This window comes from Micromonospora sp. NBRC 110009, from assembly GCF_030518795.1.
Classification (GTDB): domain Bacteria; phylum Actinomycetota; class Actinomycetes; order Mycobacteriales; family Micromonosporaceae; genus Micromonospora.
Genome location: NZ_CP130427.1, coordinates 4,060,879 through 4,082,360, shown reverse-complemented (window position 1 = coordinate 4,082,360; position 21,482 = coordinate 4,060,879). Strand labels below are relative to the sequence as shown.

Annotated in this window: 14 protein-coding genes; 9 read left to right on the top strand and 5 right to left on the bottom strand. The window is 76.5% G+C overall.

What is annotated here, in order from left to right; all coding sequences use genetic code 11:
• Positions 1-90 precede the first annotated feature (90 nt).
• Positions 91-5,100: a WG repeat-containing protein gene (locus tag Q2K19_RS19605; protein WP_302762770.1), complete on the top strand. Its 5,010-nt coding sequence runs from the start codon at positions 91-93 to the stop codon at positions 5,098-5,100.
• A gap of 64 nt (positions 5,101-5,164) precedes the next feature.
• The gene (locus Q2K19_RS19600) at positions 5,165-6,163 is read left to right on the top strand and encodes an aldo/keto reductase family protein (RefSeq protein WP_302762769.1); all 999 of its coding nucleotides are present in this window, start codon (positions 5,165-5,167) and stop codon (positions 6,161-6,163) included.
• A 48-nt stretch (positions 6,164-6,211) separates the two neighbouring features.
• Here the strand turns inward: Q2K19_RS19600 and Q2K19_RS19595 are convergent, their stop codons facing one another.
• Positions 6,212-7,009, bottom strand: a complete 798-nt coding sequence (locus tag Q2K19_RS19595) for a site-2 protease family protein (protein WP_302762768.1) — start codon at positions 7,007-7,009, stop codon at positions 6,212-6,214.
• On the bottom strand, positions 7,006-7,206 hold the full coding sequence (locus Q2K19_RS19590) for a hypothetical protein (RefSeq protein WP_302762767.1): 201 nt from the start codon (positions 7,204-7,206) through the stop codon (positions 7,006-7,008). The genes Q2K19_RS19595 and Q2K19_RS19590 overlap by 4 nt, the downstream gene beginning before the upstream one ends.
• Before the next feature lie 127 nt (positions 7,207-7,333).
• Here Q2K19_RS19590 and Q2K19_RS33535 point away from each other — a divergent pair, with 127 nt between their 5' ends.
• The 4 genes from Q2K19_RS33535 (at position 7,334) to Q2K19_RS19570 (ending at position 13,626) form a co-directional block, all read left to right on the top strand.
• Positions 7,334-9,490 carry a protein kinase domain-containing protein gene (locus Q2K19_RS33535; protein WP_446839634.1) on the top strand — a complete coding sequence of 719 codons (2,157 nt, stop codon included), beginning with the start codon at positions 7,334-7,336 and terminating at the stop codon, positions 9,488-9,490.
• A 51-nt stretch (positions 9,491-9,541) separates the two neighbouring features.
• Entirely contained in the window at positions 9,542-11,506 is a 1,965-nt protein-coding gene (locus Q2K19_RS19580) for a bifunctional adenosylcobinamide kinase/adenosylcobinamide-phosphate guanylyltransferase (protein WP_302762766.1), read from the top strand.
• Positions 11,496-12,269, top strand: a complete 774-nt coding sequence (gene cobS / locus Q2K19_RS19575; RefSeq protein ID WP_302762765.1) for an adenosylcobinamide-GDP ribazoletransferase — start codon at positions 11,496-11,498, stop codon at positions 12,267-12,269. The genes Q2K19_RS19580 and cobS overlap by 11 nt, the downstream gene beginning before the upstream one ends.
• A gap of 64 nt (positions 12,270-12,333) precedes the next feature.
• The gene (locus tag Q2K19_RS19570; RefSeq protein ID WP_302772639.1) at positions 12,334-13,626 is read left to right on the top strand and encodes a DUF2314 domain-containing protein; all 1,293 of its coding nucleotides are present in this window, start codon (positions 12,334-12,336) and stop codon (positions 13,624-13,626) included.
• Between the two features lie 22 nt (positions 13,627-13,648).
• Here Q2K19_RS19570 and gcvT read toward each other — a convergent pair whose 3' ends face one another.
• Positions 13,649-14,779, bottom strand: a complete 1,131-nt coding sequence (gene gcvT / locus Q2K19_RS19565; protein WP_302762764.1) for a glycine cleavage system aminomethyltransferase GcvT — start codon at positions 14,777-14,779, stop codon at positions 13,649-13,651.
• A gap of 163 nt (positions 14,780-14,942) precedes the next feature.
• Between gcvT and Q2K19_RS19560 the strand changes: the two genes are divergently transcribed.
• On the top strand, positions 14,943-16,511 hold the full coding sequence (locus Q2K19_RS19560; protein ID WP_302762763.1) for a leucyl aminopeptidase: 1,569 nt from the start codon (positions 14,943-14,945) through the stop codon (positions 16,509-16,511).
• Positions 16,512-16,570: 59 nt separating this feature from the next.
• Here Q2K19_RS19560 and Q2K19_RS19555 read toward each other — a convergent pair whose 3' ends face one another.
• Positions 16,571-16,900, bottom strand: coding sequence for a hypothetical protein (locus Q2K19_RS19555; RefSeq protein WP_302762762.1), 330 nt, complete (start codon positions 16,898-16,900; stop codon positions 16,571-16,573).
• 177 nt (positions 16,901-17,077) lie between these two features.
• Between Q2K19_RS19555 and lpdA the strand changes: the two genes are divergently transcribed.
• Both lpdA and sucB read left to right on the top strand, forming a co-directional pair.
• On the top strand, positions 17,078-18,469 hold the full coding sequence (gene lpdA, locus Q2K19_RS19550) for a dihydrolipoyl dehydrogenase (RefSeq protein WP_302762761.1): 1,392 nt from the start codon (positions 17,078-17,080) through the stop codon (positions 18,467-18,469).
• 66 nt (positions 18,470-18,535) lie between these two features.
• Positions 18,536-20,338, top strand: a complete 1,803-nt coding sequence (gene sucB, locus Q2K19_RS19545; protein WP_302762760.1) for a 2-oxoglutarate dehydrogenase, E2 component, dihydrolipoamide succinyltransferase — start codon at positions 18,536-18,538, stop codon at positions 20,336-20,338.
• A gap of 61 nt (positions 20,339-20,399) precedes the next feature.
• Here the strand turns inward: sucB and Q2K19_RS19540 are convergent, their stop codons facing one another.
• Positions 20,400-21,344 (bottom strand): SDR family NAD(P)-dependent oxidoreductase, encoded by a 945-nt coding sequence (locus tag Q2K19_RS19540; RefSeq protein ID WP_302762759.1) that lies wholly within the window; start codon positions 21,342-21,344, stop codon positions 20,400-20,402.
• Positions 21,345-21,482: the final 138 nt, after the last annotated feature.

Sequence of the window (21,482 nt, the reverse complement as noted above, 5' to 3'; positions counted from 1 at the left end):
CGACAATTTCCAACGAGGTGACATCGCCGTGAGCGAGCGACGCGAGCCGGCCCCGGGGCCGCGCCGCGCGGGCGGCGACCGGGTGCCCCGATGAGTGGTTGGGACCGCTGGCGCGAGCCGGCCGAACCGTCCTGGGCCGCCGAACCCACCCACGAGTGGCGCCCGCAGTTCCCGGGGCAGCGCTACCCGGGCGACATCGGCGTGGAACACCTGCCCCCACCCGCCCCGCGCGGCCGCTCCGCCGTGGTCGGCCGGGCCGAGGTGCACCCGGCCGGCGCCGAGCCCGGGGAGGACGCATACCCGGTGAGCCCGGCCGGGCCCGACGACCGGCGCGGCGCGTACCCGGTGAGCCCGGCCGGGCCCGACGACCGGCGCGGCGCGTACCCGGTGAGCCCGGCCGGGCCCGACGACCGGCGCGGCGCGTACCCGGTGAGCCCGGCCGGGCCCGACGACCGGCGCGGCGCGTACCCGGTGAGCCCGGCCGGGCCCGACGACCGGCGCGGCGCGTACCCGGTGAGCCCGGCCGGGCCCGACGACCGGCGCGGCGCGTACCCGGTGAGCCCGGCCGGGCCCGACGACCGGCGCGGCGCGTACCCGGTGAGCCCGGCCCCGGGGGGCCGGCGCGGCGCGTATCCGGGCGATCGGCACGGCCCCGACGAGCCCCGCCCCGACGGGCGGCGGGCCTGGGCGGACCGGCGCGGCGACCGCGGCCCGGGGCCGCAGCCCGGCGACCGGTACGACGACCAGCGCGACCAGCCCGCGGCCTGGCGGGACGACCGGCACGACCAGCGCTGGGTACGCCCCGAGCCGGCCCGGCGGATGCCGGACGCCGGCCCGGGCCGGCCGGTCTCCCCCGCGCCCGAGCCCGGCTGGCTTCCGGAGCCCGACGAGTTCCCGCACCGCCCGCAGCCCCGTCCCGAGCAGCGCCGGGGCACGGCCGACGGGCGGCCCGCCGGCGCGCCGCGCGGCCCGCTGGACCGGCGTGACGCGGGCTTCGACGGCCCGGTCGATCGACGCGAAGCCGCGCCCGACGGGTGGAGCCACCGACGGGAACCCGCACCGGACGGGTGGGAGCACCGGCGCGGGCCGGCGTTCGACGGGCGCGAGCCCGGTCGCGACCGCCCGGTGGACCGGCGCGACCCCGGCCTCGACCGGCCGGCCGAGCGACGCGAACCGGCGTACGACGGCCGTGGTGACCGGCGCGAACCGGCCTTCGGCGCACGGGGCGACCGGCGCGAACCGGGCTTCGACCGCCCGATGGACCGGCGCGACCACGACTTCGACGGACCACCCGAGCGACGCGAACCGGCCTACGACGGTCGCGGCGACCGGCGCGAACCCGGCCTCGACCGCCGGGCGGACCGGCGCGACCCGGGCTTCGACGGTGCCCCGCGCGAGCGCGACCCGCGCCGGGAGGCTGCCGCGCGGGCCGAGGTGTACCGGGAGGCGCCGGACGGCCCGCGCCGCCCCGGGGACCCGCACCGCCCCGAGCCCGGCCGGTACGCCGACCCGCGTCCCGCCGCCCACGGTCCGGACGAGCGTTGGGACCCCCGCCGCCCGGCGGGCGACCCGACCCGCCCACGTCCCGAGGAGTGGCCCGTAGTCGAGCGGCGACCCCGGACCGAGCCGGCCGCATACCGGCCGGAGGAGCGGCAGCGCCCGCCGGTCGCCCCCGGCCGGCCCGGCCCCGACGGGCGGCCGCCGCGCACCGCCGACGAGGCGGCGCCCCGCTACGACGGTCCCCGCCCCGAGACCGGCGGCCCGCGCTTCGAGGCTCCCCGCCCCGAGGTCGTCGGTCCCCGCCCGGAGGACCGCTACCGCCCGCGCCCGGAGGAGCGGCCCGCTCGCCCGGCCGAGCCCGGCCCGGCCCGCCCCGGCGACGGTTGGCGGCCACCGGTCGAGCCCGCCGCCCGCACCCGTCCCGACGACGTACGGGACCGGCCGACCAGCCCCGCCCACCCCGACGACCTGCGCGAACGGCCGTCCACGCCGGTACGCCCCGACGAGCCGCGGCAGCGACCGATGCCGCCCGCCCCGACGCGCCCCGACGAGCTGCGGCGCCCACCGGTGGACCGGCCGGACGCTCGCCCGGCGGCGCCGACCCCGGGCACGGCGGTCTCCGGTGCACCGGTCTCGGGAGCGCCGGTCTCCAGCGTGCCGGTTTCGGGCGGGCCGGTCTCCGGGCCGCCGGTCCCGGCACCACCCGCTCCGCGGCCCCCTGTTCCGCCTCCACCCGTCACGGCGCCACCCGTCACGGCGCCACCCGCCTCGGCCTCGCCCGTCTCCGGGGCGCCCGTCTCCGGGGTGCCGGCACAGCCGCGACCCGCCTCGGGCGACACGGCCGGACGGCCGACCAGGCCGGAGGCGCCGATCTCCGCGCCGCCGGCGGCCGGCCTGCGGATGGAGTTCCTACCCGGTCCCGGCGACGGCCCGGCGGACGCCCGTCCCGTCGAAGCCCCGGTCGCCGGTCCGCCGAGTCGGCCGGCGGTGTCCGCCGCCGGTCCGACCTCCGTCGACCGGAACGAGCCGGCAGCGCGCCCGGAGGAGATCCGGACGGCCGACGCCCGGCCGGTCTCCGTACCGCCGGCCGCACCGGTGTCGACGCCGCCCGGCGAGGCGGACGTCGCCCCCGGCGTCGGCCCGTCCGATCGCGAACCGCCGGCCCCGGCCGGCCGATCCGTCGAGGACGCGGCCGCCTGGTTCCGGGCGATCCCGACGCCGGCGGACGCCGCCCAGGCCGCACCGGGCGGCGGCGACGAGGCGGTGCGCCGGGCGCCGGCCGAACCAGCGGCGGTACCGCCGCTCGCCGCGGCGGCCTCGGCCCCACCCGCACCCGCCGTCGCCACGTCGCCCGGACGGGCCACCGCGGACCGGGGCGGCGCGGCCGTGGTCGACCCGGCCCGGGCGGCGACGCCGTCCGCCGAGCCGGATCAGGCACCGGCCGCCACCTCCGGGACGCCGGTGTCCGCGCCGCCCGCGCCGGTCGCCGGCGCTCGCTCGCGCCCCGACCCGGACCGTCCGGTGACCGCCCGGCCGCAGTCCGCGCCGCCCGTCCCGGCTGCGGACGCCGCCAGCGAGCGCGCCGGCGCCGGTCCGGTGCCGGCCGCACGACCGCTGTCGGCCCCACCGGCGTGGGCCCCCGGCCCAGCCGCGCCGCCCGGGTCGGGCGGTCCTGCGCCCGCCACCCGGCCGGCCTCCGGGCCGCCCGCCCCCGAAAGTCCCACACCCGCCGCGGCCGACCGGCTGGCCCCGCCTCCCGCGTACGCGCCCCCGGCGCCCGTCCCGGCACCCGAGCGGCCCGGGTCCGGACCGCCCGCCTCGGCCACCCCGTCGCCGGTCGGTCCCGTTCCACGGCCCGTCCCGGCACCGGCCACCGCCGCCGACCAGGCCGCGCCACCCGCCCCGCCCGGGTCCCAGCCGGCGCCGGCCACCGCCGCCGACCAGCCCGCCTCCGCACCCGCCGGTGCGCCGTCGGCGGCACCCGAGGCGGCGCCACCCGCCGAGGCCGGGTCGACCCCGCCGGCCGGAGCCACCGCGCCCTCCCCGCGCCCCGTGTCGGCACCGCCAGCTCCGGTCTCCGGGCCGCCGGCACCGCCGGTGTCCGTACCGGGAGAGGCCGCCGCGCTGGCGGCAAAGAGCGCGCCGTCACCGGTCTCCGCGCCACCGGCCGCCGCGCCGTCCGCGCCCGAAGCCGACCCGGGCGAGCGACCGGCACCGGCCGCCGAACCCGCGGCGGAGCGCGCCGCGCCGCCGGCACCCGAGGCCGCGGAGGAGCGACCCGAGGTACGCCCCGTGGACCCGGAGCAGGCGCTCGCCGCGGTCCGGTGGCGGCTGCACCCGGAGACGCTGCGCGAGGAGGCCCCGGACCCCGAGGCGCTGCGCGAGATCCGGGACGGGCTCACCACCAAGCTGGGCGCCGCGCTGGACAACCGGAGCCGGGCCCGGTTGCTGAGCCTGCGCTCGGTCGCGTCGCGGATCCTCGGGGACCTGGACGACGCCCTCGCCGACGCCCGGCTCGCCCTCACCTACGCGGAGGCCACCGGGGAGTTGCGGCGCACCGCCCTGGCCCGCGCGCGGCTCGCCGAGGTGCTGCGCTGGCGGGGCGAGTACGCGGAGGCCGACCGGCTCTTCGCCGAGGCGAGCTCGCCGGAGCTGCCCGACCGGTTGCGCGCGGCGCTGCACGAGCACGCCGGCCGGTGTTGCTACGACCAGGGCCGGATGACCGAGGCGTGCCTGCACTTCGAGCGGGCGCTGGACCTGCGCCACGGTGACGACGCGGAGCTGAACGCGCGTACCGCGCTGGCGCTGGACGCGGTCGCCGAGCGGGCCGCGACCACCGGCTTCGGCCCGAATCCGCGGAGCCGGGAGACGCTCCTGGGCGGCGAGCGGCATCCGGTGCCCACCCTCGACGAGGAGCGCGAGCTCTGGGGGTACGCGGACGCCGAGGGCAACCTGGTGGTCGACCACCGGTACGCCGAGGTGCAGCCGTTCCGGGAGGGGATGGCCTGGGTACGCCTGCCGGAGGCGTCCCGCTGGGCACTGATCGACACCGCCGGGGTGGCGCTGATCGAGCCGAACAACGGCTACCGGGCGGTGGGCTCGTTCTCCGAGGGGCTGGCCTGGGTGTCGATGGACGGCAAGGGCCGGTGGATGGCGGTCGACCCGACCAACATCGTGAAGATCCCACCGGGCTTCGAGGACGTACGGCCGTTCCGGGCCGGCTTGGCGGCGGTGCGCCAGAACGGCGGCTGGGGCGCGGTCGACCGCACCGGCCAGGTCGTCGTGCCGACCCGGTACCACGGCCTCACCACCGCCCTGGCCGACGGCCGGCAGGTGGACGGCTTCACGGAGGAGGGCCTGGCCGGGGTGGAGCTGGCCGGCCGCCGGGGCGTGGTGGACCGGACCGGCCGGGTGCTGGTCGCGCCGGTGTACCCGGTCCTGATCGTGCACCCGGTCGCCTTCCTGGTCGGCGATGAGACGGGCCGCTGGGGCGCGCGGGACCGGCGGGGCCAGCCGCTGATCGACCCGGTGCACCCGAGCCGCGCCGCGGTGGTCGCCGAGATCGAGCAACTGCTCACCGACACCAGCCCGGTGCTCTGACCCCGGGGTCACATCCGCGAGGCGCCTCGGCGTGACCATGATCGGGCGGGTCTAGGGTCGAGGCATGGAATTCCGACACCTAGGCCGCTCGGGCCTGATGGTCAGTGAGATCTCGTACGGCAACTGGATCACTCACGGTTCGCAGGTCGAGGAGGAGGCGGCGACCGCGTGCGTGCGGGCCGCCCTGGAGACCGGCATCACCACCTTCGACACCGCCGACGTGTACGCCGGCACGAAGGCCGAGGAGGTGCTCGGCCGCGCGCTGAAGGGCGAGCGGCGGGAAGGGCTGGAGATCTTCACCAAGGTCTACTGGCCGACCGGCCCGGGCCGGAACGACCGGGGCCTGTCCCGCAAGCACATCATGGAGTCGATCAACGGCTCGCTGCGCCGGCTGCAGACCGACTACGTGGACCTCTACCAGGCCCATCGGTACGACCACAGCACCCCGCTGGAGGAGACGATGGAGGCGTTCGCCGACGTCGTGCACTCCGGCAAGGCGCACTACATCGGGGTCTCCGAGTGGACGGCGTCGCAGCTCCGGGAGGCCCACCAGCTCGCCCGCGAGCTGCGCATCCCGCTGGTCTCCAGCCAGCCGCAGTACTCGATGCTGTGGCGGGTCATCGAGGCCGAGGTGATCCCGACCAGCGAGGAGCTGGGCGTCGGCCAGATCGTCTGGTCGCCGATGGCCCAGGGCGTGCTCTCCGGCAAGTACCTGCCGGGCCAGCCGGCGCCGGCCGGGTCCCGGGCCACCGACGAGAAGTCGGGTGCCGGGTTCATCGCCCGGTTCCTGACCGACGAGGTGCTGACCCGGGTGCAGCGGCTCAAGCCCCTCGCGGAGCAGGCCGGGCTGACCATGCCGCAGCTCGCCATCGCCTGGGTGCTGCAGAACCCGAACGTCTCCTCGGCGATCGTCGGCGCGTCCCGCCCCGAGCAGGTGTACGACAACGTGAAGGCGGCGGGCGTGAAGCTCGACGCCGACCTGCTCAAGGCGATCGACGAGATCGTCGAGCCGATCACCGAGCGGGACCCGGCGAAGACCGAGTCCCCCGCCCAGCGCCCGTGAGCGCTCCCCGGTCCGGCCGGCGCACCGCGTCGGCCGGACCGGGCCCGCTCAGCCCTGCCAGAAGCGGATCAGCTGCAGCCCGGCCACGTACAGCTCCCGGGGCAGGCCCAGCAGGTCCGCGAGGCCGAAGATCGCGCCGAAGAACCAGCCGCCGATCCGCGGGTTCCACAGCAGCGCGAAGAGCGCGATGAAGCCGTACGGGGCGAACAGGTCGTACATCCGGCGCCACTGCGGGTTCAGCCACGGCTGGATCATGTTGCCGCCGTCCAGGCCGGGCACCGGCAGCAGGTTGAGCACGCTGGCGGTGAGCTGGAGGAACGCCAGCAGGCCCACGCCGGCCCAGAACTCGATCGGCCCATTGACGCCGAGCCCGATCCGCAGCCCCGCCACCAGCAGCAGGGTGAACAGCACGTTGGTCGCCGGGCCGGCCAGGCTGACCAGGGTGTGCCGCAACCGGCCGGGAATGGCGTGCCGGTCCACCCAGACCGCCCCACCGGGCAGGCCGATGCCGCCGAGCAGCACCACGACCACCGGCAGCACGATCGACAGCAGCGGGTTCGTGTACTTCAACGGGTTGAGCGTCAGGTAGCCCCGGTGGGCGATGTCCCGGTCCCCGGCCCGGTACGCCACCACCGCGTGCGCGTACTCGTGCAGGCAGAGCGAGACCAGCCAGCCGGTGACCACGAAGAGGAAGACGTCGAGGCGGACGTTGCCGAACCGCTGCCAGGTCATCACCCCGCTGGTCACGAAGAGCGCGGCCAGGGCGAGGAAGACCGGGCTGGGCCGGAACGCCGCCCGGGGCACGCCGAGCACCAGCGGGTCGCCCGGCCGGTCGTAGCCCATCATTCGGCCGGGGGAAGCAGGCTCATCCGGTATTCCACCCGGTCGTCCTCGACGAGCGCGACGGAGGTGACGCCGGACGCCGCGAGCTCCCGCCAGGTCTGGCCGATCCACGACTCGGCGTCCGCCTGGTTGCCGAACGACTCGCCCGGCCCCTCGGCCGACTCGCCGTTCCCGCCCTCGTACCGCCAGCTCCACGCCATGCCGCGTCTCCCCTCGCCGCCGTCGTCCCCGGAAACCTCCGCAAGCGTAGTCGGCCGCACGGGGGAACGGGCCGGGCGGGACCACGCTGGATCATGGGGCGTGCGGGCCGGCCGGTACGGTGGCCCGGTGCTGACTCAAGGAGTGGTGCTCAGCGATCGGTACCGGCTGAGCGAACGCATCGCGACGGGCGGCATGGGCGCCGTCTGGAAGTGCACCGACACCCTGCTGGACCGCGAGGTCGCGGTGAAGGTGCTGCTGCCGTCACTGGTCGCCGATCCGGAGTTCACCACCCGATTCCACGCCGAGGCCCGGATGCTGGCCGCGCTGCGCCACCCCGGCATCGTGCAGGTGCACGACTTCGGCTCCGCCACGCTCGCCGACGGCAGCCAGGTCAGCTACCTGGTGATGGAGTACGTCGACGGCGAGCCGCTGGTGACCTGGATCCGACGGGCCGGCCGGCTCGACCCGGCGTCGACCATGTCCGTGGTGGCGCAGGCCGCCCACGCGCTGCACACCGCCCACCTCGCCGGGATCGTGCACCGCGACGTCAAGCCGGGGAACCTGCTGGTCAAGCGGGACGGCACGGTGGTGCTGGTCGACTTCGGCATCGCCCGGGCCAGCACCATGGCGGGGATCACCGCGGCGCACATGGTGCTCGGCACCGCCTCGTACATGTCGCCCGAGCAGGCCGCCGGCCAGCCCGTCTCGGCCGCCACCGACGTGTACGCGCTCGGCGTGGTCGCGTACTTCTGCCTCGCCGGCCGGCCGCCGTTCGAGGGCGACAACCCGCTCCAGGTGGCCATGCGGCACGTCCAGGACGAGCCGCCGCCGCTCCCGCAGGGCACGCCCCCGGCGGTGGCGGAGGTCGTCCGCCGGGCGCTGGCGAAGAGCGCCGGCGACCGCTATCCGAGCGGGCTCGCCATGGCCGAGGCGGCCCAGGACGCCCGGGACGCCACCCTGGCCCGGCTGCCGGCCCCGCCCCGGCCGCCCTGGGCGGTGGCCGGCCCGGCCGTCCCCGGACCCGCCGCGCTGCCCACGCCCGGAACGTCGGCCGCCGCCGGCCCGGCCGCCCCGGGCCAGGCCGGGGGTACGCCATCCGGCGGCCACCCGCTCGCCGTCCCGCCCGCCAACCCGGCGCCCGGCGCCCCGACCGGCTCGGCTGCCGCGCCCGGTTACGCCCCCGCCGCCGCGAGCCCGGCCGGCACCGGCACCCCCGCCCCCGGCCCGACGACCGGCGACAACCCCACGCCCGGCGGCAACCCGGCACCGGGCTTCCCGCCTGGCGTCGGCGCGACCGGCGGCAACCCGACACCCGGATTCGCCCCCGGAGCCGGCCCGGTGGTCGGCGGGCCTGCCCCGCAAGGCTTCGCGCCCGGCCGGGCCGCCCCGGGCCCGGGGGCCGGCTTCGCCGGTCCGTCCGGGTTCGCCGGACCGGCGGCGAGGCCGTACCCCCAGCCAGCCCCCGGGCCGGCCTGGCCGGCCGACGCGGCCGGCCCGCGCCCCGGCGGGTACGGGCCGGAGCAGGAGCGGCACGCCGGTTCCGGGGTGCCGCCGACGCTGGAGGAGTCGACGGGCGGCCGTTCGGGACGCGGCCGGGTCATCGCCCTGGCCGGCGCGGCGGCGGTCGTCCTGGTGGCGGTGCTGACCGCGGTGACCGTGGCCGCGCTGCGCTTCGGCGACGACCCGGGCCCGGAGCAGCGCACCGCCGCGCTGACCGGGGAGTCCGCGCTGGCCGAACCGCCCGGCGGGGAGCCGCAGGCCACCGGGGAGGCAGCGAGCGCCACGCCCAGCCGTATCGGGCGGGGCGGCCGCTCGCCGTCGGCCACGCCGAGCCGGCCGGCGGCGGAGGGCACCGCCCCGTCGACCGGCGCGCCGGCGCCGACCGGCGGCGGCACCGGGGCGCCGGGACCGGCGCCGACCACCAGCTCGGCCGCGCCCCAGCAGCCCAACCCGTACACCGCCAAGCAGGTGTGCGGCAGCGGGTTCGAGGTGGTCGACTCGGCGACGTTGACCGCGAACGGGGTCCGCAAGGGCCGGGTCTACCTGCTCTACAACACCTCCACCGGGGCCAACTGCGTGGTCACGATGAAGGACACCGAGGTCGGCCGGGCCACCACGGTCTCCACCTACCTGGAGGTCCAGGGGAAGGCGCGGCAGACCCAGACCGGGTCGTACAAGTACTACGCCGGACCGGTGCGGGCCAGCGCCGCCGGCGTGTGCGTGAAGTGGGGCGGCTCGACCGGCGGGGCCAGCTACGCCAGCCCGTTCGAGCACTGCGGCTGAGCCGGCCGGGCCGGCGGGCGGCGACCGGCCGGACGGCTTTAAGGTACGGGCATGTCCGTTGACGGGTGGAACACGCTCCTGGTGCTCGGCGGTATCCGATCGGGCAAGTCCGAGTTCGCGGAATCGCTGGTCGCCGACGCACCCACGGTCCGGTACGTGGCCACCGCCCCCGAGGGGGATCCGGAGGACACCGAGTGGGCGACCCGCCTGGCGGCGCACCGCGCCCGCCGGCCGGGAAGCTGGACCAGCGAGGAGACCGCGGCGGACCCGCGCCGGCTGGCCGACGTGATCGCCGGGGCGGAGCCGCACGAGACGGTGCTCGTCGACGACCTGGGCGGCTGGGTGACCGTGCTGCTCGATCCGGCGCACCAGCCCGCCGACGACACCGCCACCATCGCCGAGCTGGCGGCGGCGGTGCGGGCCAGCGCCGCACGCCTGGTGCTGGTCAGCCCCGAGGTGGGGCTCTCCCTGGTGCCGACCACCCCGCTGGGGCGGGCGTTCACCGACGCGCTCGGCGCGACCAACCGCGCGGTCGCCGACGCCTGCGACGCGGTCGTGCTGGTCGTGGCCGGCCAGCCCACCTGGCTCAAGCCGGCCGGCGCACCGCCGGTCCCGAGCCGGGCCGGCCGGCCGCCGTCCAGCGCGCTCGCGGCGGCCTCCCCCGCGCTCGACGGCGGCGCCCGGGAGCCGGCCGACGAGACGCTGGTGACCCCGGAGCCCCTGCCCGAGGTGCTGACCCCGGCCGTGTCGCCCGCCCCGGCCCCCGCCGCGCCGGCGGAGGGCACGGCCTGGGCCGCCCCGACCATGGCCCTGCCGATGGTCGCCACCGGCCTGGTCATCCAGCCCGGCATGGAACTGCCGATGCCCGACGACTACGCGGGCCCGCAGGCCGTCGACCGGCTCACCACCCTGGACATCGCCGGCGCCGGCCTCGGCGTGCTGGAGCGGGTGGTCGGCTTCGCCGCCGCCACCCAGGGCACCCCCACCCCCGCGCCGTGGGCGTCGGTCCGGGTGCTGCTGCTGCACGGCGACCACGCCGGCGGCGCGTCGGCCGGCGCGGAGCCCGGCGAGTCGGCCCGCCGCGCCCGGCAGGCGCGCGCCGGCCGGGGGGCGCTGGCCCGGCTGGCGGCGGAGAGCGGGGCCAGCCTCCAGGTGCTCGAGGCGCCCACCTCCGCGGCCATGGAGGACGGGCCGGCGCTCACCGCCGACCAGGTCGAGTCGGCCCTGCGGTACGGCTGGCGGCTGGCCGAGCAGGCCGCCGACGCGGGCGTACAGCTGCTGGTGCTGGCGGCGTGCGGCGCCGGCACCGAGGCGGCCGCCGCGGCGGTGCTGGCGGCCACGGCCGGCGCGGAACCGCCGGCGGTGCTGGGTCGGGTGGTGACCGCGCACGGCGAGATCGACGACGCGGCCTGGATGGTCCGCTGCGCGGCGGTCCGGGACGCACTGCACCGCACCCGGCGGTCCGCGCGGGAGGCCAAGGACGTGCTGGCCGAGCTGGGCGGCGGCGACGTGGCGGTGGCCACGGGCGTGCTGCTCGGCGCGACCGCCCGGCGGATCCCGGTGCTGCTGGACGGGCCGGTGGGGGTCGCCGCCGGCATGGTCAGCCGGGACCTGGCCGGCCAGGCCCGGCACTGGTGCCTGCTGCCCGATCACGGGGGGCAGCCCGCAGTGCGGCTCGCCGCCGACGTGCTCGGCCTGACCCCGCTGGTGGACCTGCGGCTCGACCTGGGCGAGGGCGCCACCGCGCTGGCCACCCTGCCGCTGCTGCGCTCGGTGCTCTCGCTCGCCGCCACGCTGCCGGTGCACCCGTCGCTCGGTGGCGGCGAGGACGACGAGGAGTTCGCCGAGCCGGAGCCGGCGGGCCCGGGGCCGGCCACCACCGAGCCGGAGTTCGCCGAGCCGGAGCCGGCCGGACCGGGGCCGGCCACCGCGGCACCGGAGTTCGGCGAGCCGGAGCCGGCGGGCCCGGGGGCCGGACCGGACGAGCCGGTCTCCCCCGGCCGGCGTGGCGACTGAGTCGCGCCTCGCCGCCGGGCTCCGGCTGGCCGTCACCACCTTCACCACGCTGCCGGTCCGCGCCGGCCGGGTCGACCGGGACGCGGCGGGCGCCGCGATGGCCCTCGCCCCGGCGGTCGGGGCGCTGCTCGGCGCGCTGCTCGCCGGGGTGCTGCTGCTGACCGCGGCGCTCACGCCCCCGCTGGTCGCGGCCGGGGTCACCGTCGGGGTGGGCGCGCTGCTCACCCGGGGCCTGCACCTGGACGGGCTGGCCGACACGGTGGACGCGCTGGGGTCCTACCGGCGCGGGGCGGCGGCGCTGGAGATCATGAAGATGCCGGACGTCGGCCCCTTCGGCGTGGTCGCGCTGGTGGTCGTACTCCTGCTCCAGGCGGCGGTGCTCGCGGAGCTGGCCGGACGGTCCCGGCCGGCGGCGCTGGCCGCGGTGGTCGCCGCGACGGCGGCCGGCCGGCTCGGCGTGGGGCTGGCCTGCCGCCGCGGCGTGCCGGCCGCCCGGCCGGAGGGGCTGGGCGCGCTGGTGGCCGGCACGGTGGGCCCGGTCGCGCTGGTGATCGGCGCGGCCGGCGTCGCGCTGCTGGCCGTGCCGGCGGTGCCGGACCGCCCGTGGCAGGGTCCGGTCGCCGTCCTCGCCGCGCTCGCCGTCGCGGCGGGCCTCCTGCGGCACGTGGTACGCCGGCTCGGCGGCATCACCGGGGACGTGCTCGGGGCCACCGTGGAGATCGTCACCACGCTGTCCTACCTGGGACTGGTGCTGTCCGCCTGAGCGTCACCCGTCCGGGCGGGTAGCGTTCGTGGACGACAGCACCGGCGGTGTCGAGGGGGACGGCATGCTCATCACGGACGACTTCCTGCCCGTACCGGTCCCGGAGTCACTGGACGCGACCTACCTCGTGCCGATCACCGGGTTGCCGAAGGTCAGCCCCAAGACGGCCGTCGCGGGGCTCGCCGGGCGGCTGGCCGAGCCGGTGCACGGGCTGGCGAAGCAGATGCTGGACAGCCCGCTGATGAGCGTCGACACCCGGCCCATCACCGAGTTCCCCGAGCTGCCGCCGGACCTGCTGACCGCGTTCGGCGCCACCGAGGACCAGCTGGCCCGGTTGGCCGCCGCCACGCACCTGGTGGTGATCCAGGCCGAGTACCGGCCGGGCTGGCCGCCGGCGCACGAGTGGGCGGCTCGGGCGGTGGCCGCGGCGGTCGCGGAAACGGTCGACGGGGACGTGGTGGACGTCTTCGGCCTGCAGTTCCTCGACCCGGCGGCCGCGCTGCGCTCGCTCCCCGACGAGCAGGGCCGGATCCGGCTGGTCGACTGGGTGCTGGTGCCGTACTCGTCGGACGCCGACGGGCTCTGGTTCACCACCAAGGGGCTGCGCCGGTTCGGCCTGCTGGAGTTGCAGGCCCAGGGGGTGCCGGACCATCTGACCCGGGCCTGGGGCGCGGTGATGACCGGCGCGGCGCGGCGGCTGCTGCGGGAGTGGACCGAGGGGCTGGCCGGCGAGGAGGTGCCGGCGTTCGTGCAGCTCCCGGTGCTGGCCACGGTGACCGGGCACGACATCGCCGTGGCATACGGCAATCCGGAGCAGCACGGCGCGACGGCGCCGGTGCTGCTGGCGCTGGAGCTGGACCCGGCGACCGACCCGGACGCCGACTCGTTCCTCACCCTGCGCCCGCCGCCGGGCCACCCGGGGCCGCCCGGCCGCTACTTCGCCGCCGCCTGCGCCACCCTGTTCGCGGGCATCCAGCCGGACGTCCGGTACGCCCGTCCGGGCGACGCGATGAGCCGGGCGATCGCCACGGCCCGCGAGGGGCTGGGCGACATCCGGGCCCGTTTCCTCGCCGGCCAGCTCCCCGCCGAGACCCAGCTCGTGATCAAGTACGGGCTGCCCGGGGACGACGGTCCCGAGTTCGTCTGGGCCGGGGTGACCTCGTGGGACGACCCGGAGCGGATCGTCGGCGCCAGCGCCAGCGACGCCGCCGCCGACCCGACGGTGCGGATCGGGGCGCCCGTGGTGGTGGAGGCGTCCGACGTCGTCGACTGGGCCCTGCTCGACGCCACCGGCGTGATCGAGGGCGGCTGGACCCAGGCCGTCCTCGACGCCGGCGAACCGCCCACCGCCGACTGACCCACCCCGCCCCGGGCAGCGGCTAGCGGACGGAGGGCTGGACGAAGGGAGGGCGCTGCAGGCGCATCTGGGCGCGGCGGCCGCGGATGTCGACCTCCAGGGTCTCGCCGTCGGGGAACTTGGGGTCGGTGTCGATCAGGGCGAGGGCGATGCCCTGCTTCCTGGTCGGGCTGAACGTGCCGCTGGTGACGACGCCGACCTGCTTGTCGCCGGCGTACACGGCCATGCCGGGGCGCGGGATGGCCCGGTCGACCGCCTCCAGCCCGCGCAGCGTACGGCGGGGACCGGCGGCCTTCTCGGCGAGCAGCACGTCCCGCCCCCAGAAGGCCGGCTTGTCCCAACCGACCGCCCAGCCGGAGCGGGCCTGCACCGGGGTGATCTCCAGGGAGAGGTCCTGCCCGTGCAGCGGGTACCCCATCTCGGTGCGCAGGGTGTCCCGGGCGGCCAGCCCGCAGGCCCGCAGCTCGTACGCCGCGCCGGCGGCGAAGAGCGCGTCCCAGACGGCCGGCGCGTGCTCGGCCGGCACCACCAGCTCGTAGCCCAGTTCGCCGGTGTAGCCGGTGCGGCAGACGGTCAGCTCCACCCCGTCCAGGGCGGCGGCCGAGAAGCTCATGTAGTCGTGTGCGGTGGGCAGGCCCAGCGCGCCGAGCAGCTCCGCCGAGCGCGGCCCCTGCACCGCGAGGACCGCGTACGCCTCGTGCTCGTCGGTGATCACCACCCCGGCCGGCGCGGCGGCGCGCAACCGGCGGACCACCTCGGCCGTGTTGGCTGCGTTGGGGATGAGGAAGACGTGGTCGTCGGCGTGCAGGTAGGCGATGATGTCGTCCACCACACCGCCGGTGGCGTCGTCGCAGCAGAGCGTGTACTGCGCCTTGCCGGGGGCGATCCGGCCGAGGTCGTTGGTGAGGCAGGCGTTGACGAAGTCCGCGGCGCCCGGCCCGGTGATCCGGGCCTTGCCCAGGTGCGAGACGTCGAAGACGCCCACCCCGGTGCGGACCGCCGTGTGCTCCTTGAGCACGCCGCCACCGGCGTACTCCAGCGGCATCTCCCAACCCCCGAACGGGGCGAACTTGGCGCCGAGCGCGGCGTGCCGCTCGTGCAACGGGGAACGGCGCAGCCGGGTCGCGGCGGCGTCGGAGGTCACCTCGGTCATGGGTGGCAACTTACCGGCCCGTGACCCGCTGGTTAGCATCGGCGGGACCCCGCCTGCGCGCATCGGCGGGACAGCCACGCGTCCGGCGGGTAGGTTGCCGCCGGAGACCTTCATCGCCGGCACGCGACCACGCGGCCGGCCCGGCCCGCCCGGAGTAGCTTCAGTGACATCGCCCCGCACCACCCTCAGCCTGGTCGACACCGACCCCGCCGAACTCGCCGTCGACGCGATCGTGATCGGCGTGCACAGCCAGAATGCCGAGCAGGAGTCCGGCTCACCGGCCGGCAACCTGCTGCTGGCCAGCGGCGCCGAGAGCATCGCCGCGGCGTTCGACGGCAAGCTGACCGAGACGCTGGCCCTGCTCGGCGCCACCGGCAGCCCCGGCGAGGTGATCAAGCTGGCCACGCTGGGCACGGTCAGCGCGCCGGTGGTCGCCGCCGTCGGTCTCGGCCCGGAGCCGACCGGCGCCGCCCCCGCCCCGGAGACCCTGCGCCGGGCCGCCGGCGCGGTGGTCCGCGCCCTGGCCGGCGCGCCGCGCGTCGCGCTCGCACTGCCGCTGCCCGACGACGCCGACGCCCCGGCCGCGCTGCGCGCGGTCGCCGAGGGCGCGCTGCTCGGCGGCTACCGGTTCGCCGGCTACAAGACCAAGCCGCAGCCGACCCGGCGGGAGCCGGTGGCCGAGGTCCTGGTCGCGGTCCCGGACGCCGCGGACGCGGCCGCCCGGACCGAGGTCACCCGGGCTCAGGCGGTGGCCGGCGCGGTGCTGACCAGCCGGGACTGGGTCAACACCGCCCCGAACGAGCTGCGCCCGCCGGCGTTCGCCGAGGCCGTGGCCGCCGCCGCCCGGGAGGCCGGGCTCGGCGTCGAGGTGCTGGACGAGGCGGCGCTGAAGGCGGGCGGGTACGGCGGCATCCTCGCCGTCGGGCAGGGCTCCGAGGCCCCGCCGCGCCTGGTCAAGCTCACCTACACGCCGGCGGGCGGCGGCAGCGGCAAGCGGGTCGCGCTGGTCGGCAAGGGCATCACCTTCGACACCGGCGGCATCTCGATCAAGCCGGCCCAGGGCATGTGGGAGATGAAGTCCGACATGGCCGGGGCGGCGGCGGTCGGCGCGGCCATGCTGGCGGTCGCGGCGCTGAAGCCGTCCGTGGCGGTGACCGGCTACCTGCCGATGGCGGAGAACATGCCGTCGGGCACCAGCTACCGGCCCGGCGACGTGATCAGCATGTACAGCGGCAAGAAGGTGGAGGTGCTCAACACCGACGCCGAGGGCCGGATGATCCTCGCCGACGGCATCGCCCGGGCCTGCGAGGACGGCACGGACTACCTGTTCGAGACCTCCACGCTGACCGGCGGGCAGGTGATCGCGCTGGGCAAGCGGATCGCCGGCGTGATGGGCACCCCGGAGCTGTGCGAGCGGGTGAAGGCCGCCGGTGAGGCGACCGGCGAGCCGGCCTGGCCGATGCCGCTGCCGGACGACGTCCGCAAGGGCATGGACTCGGAGGTCGCGGACATCTCGCAGGTCAACGCGGTGATGGACCGGGCCGGTCACATGCTGCAGGGCGGGGTGTTCCTGCGCGAGTTCGTCACCGAGGACGTGGCCTGGGCGCACATCGACATCGCCGGCCCCGGCTACCACTCGGGCGAGCCGACCGGCTACTGGACCAAGGGCGGCACCGGGGTCCCGGTCCGCACCCTGCTCCACCTGATCGACGACGTCGCCGCCAACGGCTGACCCTCGATCCTGTCGACGGGGCGCTCCCTGCCTGGGGGCGCCCCGTCGGCGTACCCGGGTCAGAAGAGTTCGGGGCGGCGCTTGCGGCGTTCGTTGTAGTCGCGCATGCGCTGGGGGTAGCCCATCAGGCGGACGTCGTAGACGGGGATGGCGAGGCGGTGGGCGAAGCGGCGGGCCTCCTCGGGGCCGCCGACCCGGCGCCGGGTCCACTCGCCGTCGTCGGCGATCAACATGACCGTGGTCTCGGTGACGGTGGTCCGGGGTTCCAGGTACGCCTCGACCCCGCGTCGGGTCCGGACGAAGTTCTCAAGGTGGTCCAGATCGGCGCGGTCGGCCGCGCGGTCGCGGCTCACCACGCCGGCCCGCTTGCGTCGTCGGAACAGCCCCACCGAACCCACTCCTCCCCCGTACGTCATCGAAGACGATGCCAAGGGTACGTGCCGGCGACGTGTCGTTGGGCACCTCACTACGCGCCCGGTCCGTGGTGGTGACAAGATGACCGAGGTGGGGTGTGTCTGTTACTCCGCCGTAACCCCCGATGCAGTGACGCGACCTGGGAGTTGGATGTGAGCGAGCCGAACGATTCGACCTTCGACATCGTCATCCTCGGAGGTGGTAGCGGCGGCTACGCGGCGGCGCTGCGTGCCGCCCAGCTGAACCTCTCCGTCGCGCTGATCGAAAAGGGCAAGCTCGGGGGCACCTGCCTGCACAACGGCTGCATCCCGACCAAGGCCCTGCTGCACGCCGCCGAGATCGCCGACCAGACCCGCGAGTCGGAGCAGTTCGGCGTCAAGGCCGAGCTGGTCGGCATCGACATGGCCGCCGTCAACTCGTACAAGGACGGCGTGATCTCCCGGCTCTACAAGGGCCTCCAGGGCCTGGTCGGCAGCGCCAAGAACATCACCTTCGTGGCCGGCGCCGGCAAGCTGGTCGCGCCGAACACCGTCGAGGTGGACGGCAAGCGCTACACCGGCCGCAACATCATCCTGGCCTCCGGCTCGTACGCGAAGAGCCTGCCCGGCCTGGACATCGACGGCGAGCGGATCATCACCAGCGACCACGCCCTGGTCATGGACCGGGTGCCGTCGTCGGCGATCGTGCTCGGCGGCGGTGTGATCGGCGTCGAGTTCGCCAGCGTGTGGAAGTCCTTCGGCGTGGACGTGACCATCGTCGAGGCGCTGCCCCGCCTGGTCGCCGCCGAGGACGAGGAGTCCTCGAAGGCGCTGGAGCGGGCCTTCCGTAAGCGGAAGATCAACTTCAAGGTCGGCAAGCCGTTCGAGAAGGTCGAGAAGACCGACAACGGCGTCAAGCTGACCATCCAGGGCGGCGAGACCGTCGAGGCCGAGCTGCTGCTGGTCGCCGTCGGCCGGGGCCCGAACACCGCCAACCTCGGCTACGAGGAGCAGGGCGTCAAGATGGACCGCGGCTACGTGCTGACCGACGAGCGGCTGCGCACCAGCGTGCCGAACGTCTACGCGGTCGGCGACATCGTGCCCGGCCTGCAGCTCGCGCACCGCGGCTTCCAGCAGGGCATCTTCGTCGCCGAGTCGATCGCCGGCCAGAACCCGGCCGTGATCGACGAGGCCGGCATCCCGCGGGTCACCTACTGCGACCCGGAGCTGGCGTCGGTCGGCCTGACCGAGGCGAAGGCCAAGGAGCAGTACGGCGCCGACAAGATCAAGACCTACAACTACAACCTGGGCGGCAACGGCAAGAGCCAGATCCTCAAGACCGCCGGCCACGTGAAGCTGGTCCGGGTCGAGGACGGTCCGGTGGTCGGCGTGCACATGGTCGGCGCCCGGGTCGGCGAGCTGATCGGCGAGGCGCAGCTCATCTACAACTGGGAGGCCTACCCGGCCGAGGTGGCCCAGCTCGTGCACGCCCACCCGACGCAGACCGAGGCCCTGGGCGAGGCGCACCTGGCCCTCGCCGGCAAGCCGCTGCACTCGCACGCCTGACACGACAACCGCGGCGTCCGGCGACGGGCGATGATCCCACCAGGGGAATGAAGGAGTCTGGAGAACATGCCGGTATCGGTCACCATGCCCCGGCTCGGCGAGAGCGTCACCGAGGGCACCGTCACGCGCTGGCTCAAGCAGGAGGGCGACACCGTCGAGGTCGACGAGCCGCTGCTCGAGGTGTCCACCGACAAGGTGGACACGGAGATCCCGTCGCCCGCGGCGGGCGTGCTGAGCCGGATCGTGGTCGGCGAGGACGAGACCGCCGAGGTCGGCAGCGAGCTGGCGATCATCGCCGGTGAGGGCGAGGCGGCCGCGCCGGCCGCGCCGCAGCAGGAGGCCCCGGCGCAGCAGGCCGCGGAGGCCGCCGCCGAGCCCCAGGCCGAGGCGGAGCAGCCCGCCGTCGAGCAGCCGGCCCCGGCCCCGGCCGCCGCGCCGGCGGGCGAGGGCACCGAGGTCAAGATGCCGGCCCTGGGCGAGAGCGTGACCGAGGGTACGGTCACCCGCTGGCTCAAGCAGGTCGGCGAGACCGTCGAGGTGGACGAGCCCCTGCTCGAGGTCTCGACCGACAAGGTCGACACCGAGATCCCGTCGCCGGTCGCCGGCACGCTGCTGGAGATCAAGGTCCCCGAGGACGAGACCGCCGAGGTCGGCGGCGTCCTGGCGATCGTCGGGGCGGCCGGCGCCGCGCCGGCCCAGCCGCCGGCGCAGCCGAAGCCGGAGCCCAAGGCCGAGGCGAAGCCGGAGCCGAAGCCCGAGCCCAAGGTCGAGGAGCCGACCCCGGGCGTGTCCTACAACGAGCCGGCGCCGGAGACCGAGCAGGCCGCTCAGCCGGTCCAGGCGGAGCAGGCCGCCCAGCCGGCCGCGCCGACCCCCACGCCGCCGCGTCCGACCGTCCCGGCCCAGGCCGGCGGCGAGGAGGCCGCCGGCTACGTCACCCCGCTGGTGCGCAAGCTGGCCGCCGAGCACGGGGTCAGCCTCTCCTCCGTCAACGGCACCGGCGTCGGCGGGCGGATCCGCAAGCAGGACGTGCTGGAGGCGGCGGAGCAGGCGAAGGCCGCCAAGGCCGCGCCGGCCGCGCAGCCGGCCCCCGCCGCCGCGGCGCCGGCCCCGGCCAAGCCGGCCGCGAAGCCGCAGCCGAGCACCAAGCGGGGCACCACCGAGAAGCTGCCCCGGATCCGCGCGGCCATCGCCAAGCGGATGCAGGAGTCGCTGCACGAGATGGCGCAGCTCACCACGGTGATCGAGGTGGACGTCACCCGGATCGCCAAGCTGCGGGCGCAGGCGAAGGACTCCTTCCAGCAGCGGCACGGCGTGAAGCTGTCCTTCCTGCCGTTCTTCGCCCTGGCCGCCGTCGAGGCGCTCCAGACCCACCCGATCGTCAACGCGCGGATGGACCTGGCGGCCGGGACGATCACCTACCCGGACGCGGAGCACCTCGGCATCGCCGTGGACACCGAGCGCGGGCTGCTGGTGCCGGTCATCCACAACGCCGGCGACCTCAACCTGGGCGGCATCGCCAAGCGGGTCGCCGACCTGGCCGAGCGCACCCGGACCAACAAGATCAGCCCGGACGAGATCGCCGGGGCGACCTTCACGCTGACCAACACCGGCAGCCGGGGCGCGCTGTTCGACACCCCGATCGTGCCGTCGCCGCAGTCGGCGATGCTCGGCACGGGTGCCGTGGTGAAGCGCCCGGTCGTGGTCAACGACCCGGAGCTGGGCGAGGTCGTCGCGGTCCGCTCGATGGTCTACCTGGCCCTGTCCTACGACCACCGGCTGATCGACGGCGCGGACGCGGCCCGCTTCCTGGTCGCGGTGAAGGAGCGGCTGGAGGCCGGCAACTTCGAGGCCGAGCTGGGGCTCTGACGGCCTGACGAGGCAGGGGGCGCGCGGCATCCGCCGCGCGCCCCCTTCGTCGTTCCCGGGCTCAGCCGCGCAGGTGCGCCTCGGAGACCTCCCAGAGCCGCTCGGCCGCCTGCGGGTCGCGGGCGTACGGGGCGTAGCCGGTGCGGGTGCCGGGCTGGTTCGGTCCGGCCTCCTGGCAGTCCTCGAAGTACCGGCCGCCGACGCCGTTGAGCAGTGGCGAGGTGGCGACCAGCACGGACGTGGCCGCCCCCTGCTCGGTGTTCTTCCAGCTCGGCGAGGCTCCCCCGCCGCTCTCGGCACGCAGGCGGGCCAGGTCTTCGTCGCTGACGTAGCGCTGCAGGTTCGTCCGGATCGCGCCCGGCATGAGGGCGTTGGTGAGGATGCCGTCGTTCGCCCAGCGCCGGGTGGCATCGACGGCGAAGAGCACGTTCGCCGTCTTGGACTGCCCGTACGCCGCCCACGGGTCGTACGGGCGCTGCTGGAAGTGGATGTCCTCGAACACCACCGGCGAGCGCAGGTGCGCCGAGGAGCTGACCGAGACGATCCGGGCGCCCTCGGCGGCCGCGAGGGACCGGTACAGCCCGGTGGCCAGGGCGAAGTGCCCGAGGTGGTTGGTGGCGAACTGCATCTCCCAGCCCTGCTCGGTGCGCATCTCGGGCGAGGCCATGATGCCGGCGTTGTTGATCAGGATGTGCAGCGGCCCGTCCCAGGTCCGTAGGAACGCGGCCACCGACTCCAGGTCGGCGAGGTCGAGCGGGGCGACGAGGACATGCTCGTTGCCGGTCGTGCCGGTGATGTCGGTGGCGGCCCGCTGGCCGGCCTCCATGTTGCGGACGGCGAGGGTCACGTCGGCGCCGGCGGCGGCGAGGGCCCGCGCGGTTTCCACGCCGATGCCGGAGGCGCCGCCGGTGACGACGGCCCGCCGGCCGGTCAGGTCGATGTCGCGGACCACCTCCATTGCGGTGGTCTGGGCCGAGAACGGGGTGCTGACGGTGCTGGTGGTCATGATCCATCCTTGTCGGCGTCGGCGCGGACGGTCGTCCCGCCGTACGATGAGAAGCGGAGGATCCTCCGTTACGTGCCGAGCCTAACCGGAGGATCCTCCGGTTGCCAACCGGTCGACCGCGCCGGACGACGGACGCCC

What these genes read in the sequence shown, in the direction of transcription:
- Q2K19_RS19580 (WP_302762766.1), top strand. Translation starts at nt 9,542, where the DNA reads ATGTCCGTTGACGGGTGGAACACGCTCCTGGTGCTCGGCGGTATCCGA.
- Q2K19_RS19595 (WP_302762768.1), bottom strand. Translation starts at nt 7,009, where the DNA reads ATGATGGGCTACGACCGGCCGGGCGACCCGCTGGTGCTCGGCGTGCCC.
- Q2K19_RS19570 (WP_302772639.1), top strand. Translation starts at nt 12,334, where the DNA reads ATGCTCATCACGGACGACTTCCTGCCCGTACCGGTCCCGGAGTCACTG.
- Q2K19_RS19600 (WP_302762769.1), top strand. Translation starts at nt 5,165, where the DNA reads ATGGAATTCCGACACCTAGGCCGCTCGGGCCTGATGGTCAGTGAGATC.
- Q2K19_RS19590 (WP_302762767.1), bottom strand. Translation starts at nt 7,206, where the DNA reads ATGGCGTGGAGCTGGCGGTACGAGGGCGGGAACGGCGAGTCGGCCGAG.
- Q2K19_RS19605 (WP_302762770.1), top strand. Translation starts at nt 91, where the DNA reads ATGAGTGGTTGGGACCGCTGGCGCGAGCCGGCCGAACCGTCCTGGGCC.
- Q2K19_RS19540 (WP_302762759.1), bottom strand. Translation starts at nt 21,344, where the DNA reads ATGACCACCAGCACCGTCAGCACCCCGTTCTCGGCCCAGACCACCGCA.
- gcvT (WP_302762764.1), bottom strand. Translation starts at nt 14,779, where the DNA reads ATGACCGAGGTGACCTCCGACGCCGCCGCGACCCGGCTGCGCCGTTCC.
- sucB (WP_302762760.1), top strand. Translation starts at nt 18,536, where the DNA reads ATGCCGGTATCGGTCACCATGCCCCGGCTCGGCGAGAGCGTCACCGAG.